Annotated in this window: 3 protein-coding genes and 1 riboswitch; of the genes, 1 reads left to right on the forward strand and 2 read right to left on the reverse strand. The window is 38.0% G+C overall.

Annotated elements, in window-relative coordinates; translation table 11 throughout:
• The coding region (locus AC1DRF_RS16300; protein WP_477741157.1) for a hypothetical protein at positions 1–1,048 on the reverse strand (1,048 nt) is incomplete at its 3' end.
• A gap of 305 nt (positions 1,049–1,353) precedes the next feature.
• Positions 1,354–1,439: riboswitch (cyclic di-GMP riboswitch) on the forward strand.
• Positions 1,440–1,462: 23 nt separating this feature from the next.
• Between AC1DRF_RS16300 and AC1DRF_RS16305 the strand changes: the two genes are divergently transcribed.
• Entirely contained in the window at positions 1,463–2,965 is a 1,503-nt protein-coding gene (locus AC1DRF_RS16305; RefSeq protein ID WP_477741158.1) for a glycosyltransferase family 2 protein, read from the forward strand.
• 41 nt (positions 2,966–3,006) lie between these two features.
• On the opposite strand, the gene AC1DRF_RS16310 is transcribed toward AC1DRF_RS16305, so the two are convergent.
• Positions 3,007–5,145 (reverse strand): sensor domain-containing protein (locus tag AC1DRF_RS16310; protein ID WP_477741159.1); only part of this gene is annotated, 2,139 nt, incomplete at its 5' end.

A 5,145-nucleotide genomic window follows, 5' to 3' on the forward strand; every position in this document is an offset into this window, starting at 1 on the left:
GCATAGTTTCGTATCCTTCAATAAGTTCGCTATCATCTGTAACGAAACTATCAAACTCTTGAGATTTTGAATTTAAAATACTAACTTGCCACTTCAATCCAGCTTTTTGTTTCAAAGAAACAGTAACATTTCCGTTGCTAGGAATATCAACTTTATAGACATCTTTATCATCGTCGTTATTTAATGTTCCTTTATAACTTTGATTTRGCTTCATTGAATTGGCCGTTGTCAGGCTGTTATTAAATTCTTTTTCATAGTTATCACTTTTTTCAAAACCTGCTTTTATCTCATAAGGTTCATCTACTCCGTAGCTATAATATTCTACTGTAATATAGTATAACCCTTTCGGTAAACCTACTTGCCTCGTTTCATAACCATCAATCAATTCGCTATCATCTGTAGTCAAATCTTCGATAACTTTGCCACTGCTAGTTTGAATAGCTGCGTGCCAACGGACCCCCGGTTGTTGTTTCATAGATAGAGTAATGTTTCCATCATTAGGAACTGTTATTTTATAGACATCTACATCCTCGCTGTCGCTTAAATTTCCTTTATATGTTTGGTTTACATTCATTATGTTTGCAGTAGCCAAGCTATTATTAAACTCTTTTTCATAATTATTGCTTGATGCAAAGCCAACTTTAAATTCATAGCGTTCGTCATAAGATGAATAGTCATATGAACTAATTTCTATGTAGTATGTTCCTTTTGGAAGTCCTACTTCTGCTGAAGCATTACCTTCAATTAATTCACTATCATCTGTTTGGAATGATTGAAATACCTCTCCCTTGCTGTTCAAAATCTTTGCTTCCCAAGTAACTCCATCTCTTTGCTTGACTGACAACGTCACATTTCCGTCGCTTGGCAAAGAAAATTTATAAAAATCATCTTCGTTTTTCCCTTGTTGTAATTGACCATTATAAGCTTTATTTAATTCTACTTGTACAGCATTTGAAATCGCAGCATGTGTGAAAATTGGTTTTACTCCAAATAAACCAAAACTCACGATAACTAATAGCAAAATTGTTTTTCGTATGGATAAAATCATACCTATCCCCCCTATTATTATTAAATACCTATTAATATTACAATATTTATATAAATATGGATATAAAAACCTATATTTTTACCATTTTATTTTTTTGTAAAATAACAACCAAAATTTTCATCAACTTAATACGACAATCTATTAACATTTTCACTCAACTTATAAATCATTATCGAAATTTGTCGAACCTTTTTAGGGTAATTCAACCTATTTTTATGGTAAAATCTAAAAAAGATATTCGTTATATAGTATCATTTTATTAATTTCGTTCTTTAAAAAAAACAAAAAGCAGTGAACTTAACTTGTTCARTTAAAGGCAAACCAGTCGAAAGGCTGGGACGCAAAACTTCAGGTCTAAGGTCTTTAGGACTAGGATAGCTGGGTTTCCTGATATATCAGGGGGTAAAGGAAAACATGAACAATCAGCGTGTCGTTACTGGAAGTATTGGAGCTTCGTATATGAGGCCGCGCATCGTGGCATTCATTCCGGCGCACAATGAAGAGAAATCAATTCGGGACTGCTTGGCAGGGTTAGGCGATCAGCTTCTTCCAAATAATGTGGAGCTCGATGTATTTGTAATTGCAGATAACTGTACGGACCGCACCAAAGAAAAAGCAGAGCTGGCCGGAGATGAATTTGATTTAAATGTGAAGGTACTGGTCACTGAAGACAATAAACAACGAAAAGTCGGCGCGTTAAATACGGCTTGGAAAAAGATATATGGAGATACGCTAGATTTATATAATACGACGCTGACGAAATATCAGCAGCTGTATAAAGAGTCGATTAAAGCAATTTTAGGGATGGATGCAGACAGCCGCTTGGCTCCAAAAGCACTTATTAATCTATGGGAAGATTTAATGACGTCGCGAAACATCGGCGGCGTGATGGCAAAGTATACGATGAGAATGCCTAAAAAGAATAGCTCGCTTTCAAAAGATGATGTGCACTACGAGGAAAAGCTCGCAAGCGGCGAGTATGGCGGACCGATCGCCCGGTGGTGGACGCATCAGCAGAAGCAGGATATGGCAAGCTGGCTGTTGGATCTTCAGTACCACGGCGGAAGCACGYACGTACTTGGCGGTCAGGCTACCCTGTTTCGCCCTGAAGCGCTTCAAAATATAGTAGAAGAAAATAAGCTTGACGGTCCTTGGCAAAATGACAGTGACGTTGAAGATATGCTTCTGACGTGGCAACTGCAAAAGTCCAATTGGAAAACGTTAATCAGTCCCGGTGCTCGCTGCTTTGTGGACTCGATGAGAAGCTATCACACGTACCGTGAACAGCGTAACAAATGGAAGTCCGGAACCGTTGATTTACTGACAAATGGAAACTTGGACGTCAGAACCAAGCATAAAGGAAAGCTGTGGCGTTCACAGATCAAAACGCTGTGTGATTTACTTATTCGCCTGCTGTTTATTTTATTGTTATCGGCTGCGCTTGCGACCGATCAATTTTACTGGTCGTGGCTTTGGGTTATTCCAATTGCTTTAGCTTCTGTCTTAAATATTATGCTTGCTGTCAAAACGCCGATGCACAGGCCGATTGATGTAATACTGGCCGGTCTTTTGATTAGTCCGGAGATTTATTTATGGGTGAACTTGATTACGTTTGGTCAGGTATGGCTAGAGAGGCTTGCGGCTAATAAAAAAGACGGCTGGGCGAATCAATACAACGCGGAAAATGGGAAAACGCGCAGTAAATTAGGGCAAGGGATTTTAACGGGCTTTGCGTTTACAGGCATGATTATTGTACTGTGTATTTATTTCCGTGATTACTTAACGAGCCCTTCTGTTCAGCAAGCCATTTACCCGTACTTAATGAACGGCTGGATCTTACTGACCTATTTGACGATCTATCAGTCTCTTTATATGGTTTACCAGATTTGGACGCTGCGAAAACGAATCGAAGCTTAACAATAAGGGTGATGCCTCTATGAAGAAGCATCACCCTTGTTTTACAGAAATCTGACTCTTAAATACTCTTCTATTTTCTCTTTCCCAACTGGTTTACTAAAAATAAAGCCTTGAATAAACGGACAGTCATGCTGCAGTAAGAAATCAAGCTGTTCTGTTGTTTCTACACCTTCTGCGATGACTTTCATGTCAAGTGCATGTGCTAAGTATAATAGACTTTTTGTAATCGCTTGATGCTTTCCTTTATCACCGATGTTCTGGATAAAGGTTTTATCAATTTTCAGTACATTAAACTCTAAATCTTTCAGGTGTGACAAAGAAGAAAAACCGGTGCCAAAATCATCTAAAGCGAAGGTAACCCCTATTTTTTTTAGTTCTTCCATCACTTTTTTTACATGTTCTTCATGTTGAATGATGGAGCTTTCCGTAATTTCAAATTCAATAAATGAAGGCTGTATTTCGTATTTTGCCAGCGTTTTTTCTACGTACTCCACAAAATCCCGTTTTAATAATCGTTTGGAAGGTACATTCACAGAAACCGGTACCACTTTTTTCCCTTGTTTCTTCCATCGCTGCAGCTGCTTACAAACATGTTCTAATACCCAATCGCCAAGATCAATGATCAAACTGGTTTCTTCCGCTAAAGGAATAAAGTCTCCTGGTGATACACGGCCCCATTCTGGATGATTCCAGCGAATCAACGCTTCTAAACTATCAATCTCTCCGCTTTGTGCATGAACTTTTGGCTGATATTCAATAAAAAATTCGTCTTGAAGAAGTGCATTTCTTAAGCCTTTTTCTAAATGATAACTTTTGTATGCAGCGCTATCCATTAATGGAGAATACAGCTGCCAATCGCTTCTCCCTAATTCTTTTGCGCGGTGCATGGCAATATTTGCATTTTTATATAGCGTTTTAGCATCTCCTCCGTCATGCGGGTAAATACTGATCCCCATACTTGCTGTTACGTAAAGCGAAAAATCGTCAATCATGATTTCTTTTTCTATTTCTTTAAACAGAATGGCAGCTATTTTTTTACATTCGCCAATTTGTTCAAGCGATGTGGAGCAAACGGCAAATTCGTCTTCACCTACTCTGGCTAATATGGCAGTTGGTTCCAAACGTTCTTTTAGGCGTTTCGCTATGTTTATTAATAACTGATCACCTATATCGTGGCCTAACGTATCGTTGATATGTTTAAAGCGATCTAATCCAAAATGAAAAACAGCTAATGAACCGTCGTTTTCTTTCATTTTACTAATGGACTTTTTCACTTCTCTTTCAAACTTTATTCGATTAGGCAGGTTTGTCAAGTAGTCATGAGTGGCCAGATATTCAATTTTATCTACATACCTTTTTTCCTCCGTTATATCTTCTATAATCCCATCAATACGAATTAAGTTACCATGCTCATCACAAGTAGGGATACAATGGTCTCTCACCCACTTGATTTCTCCTTTTTTCGTTTGAATTCGATAGTGAGGACGAATGGATTTTCCTTGCATTAGTTTTATGTACTCTTTTGTAATCGTCGGCCTATCTTCTGGATAAACAAAAGCTTCCCATAGATGCCTGTTTTCAAGAAATTTTGCAGAGTTCTCTCCGTAGATGTTCAATACGGCATCTGAGCATAAAATCACTTTGTTGCGTGTCACATCAACTGACCATATTCCTGCATCTAAGTTATTGTAAATAGTTTGAAACTGATGCTCTTTTTGTTTTAATTCATTGGTAATCACCTTGGATTCCGTGATGTCATGCACAACGCCAAGCAGCTGTACTACTTTTCTCTTCTCATCAACTACAGCATCTGCTTGTTCGAACACCATGCGCTTTTCCCCATTTGGCCGTATAATCGTATATTCAATTTTATAACTTTCTCCTGTAGCTAATGAATGACCAACTGCATCCTCCAATCTTTTTCGATCACGTGGATGAATAAAACGAGCGCCTTCTTTAAAGGAAGGAACGAATCGTTGGTCATGCTTCACTCCGTAGATTTTATAAAGCTGATGAGACCAATAACTTTCATCTTCCATAACGTCATAACACCAGCTTCCTATGTTTGCTAGCTTTTGTTCCATTTTCAAATGAGTTTCTAACTTAGATAGTTGTGCAAACTGCTCTTGCTCTTTTGAATAATCACGGCACACTGCATAAACACCTAGTACTTGATTGTC

The organism is Priestia sp. P5_B4 (genome assembly GCF_056400385.1).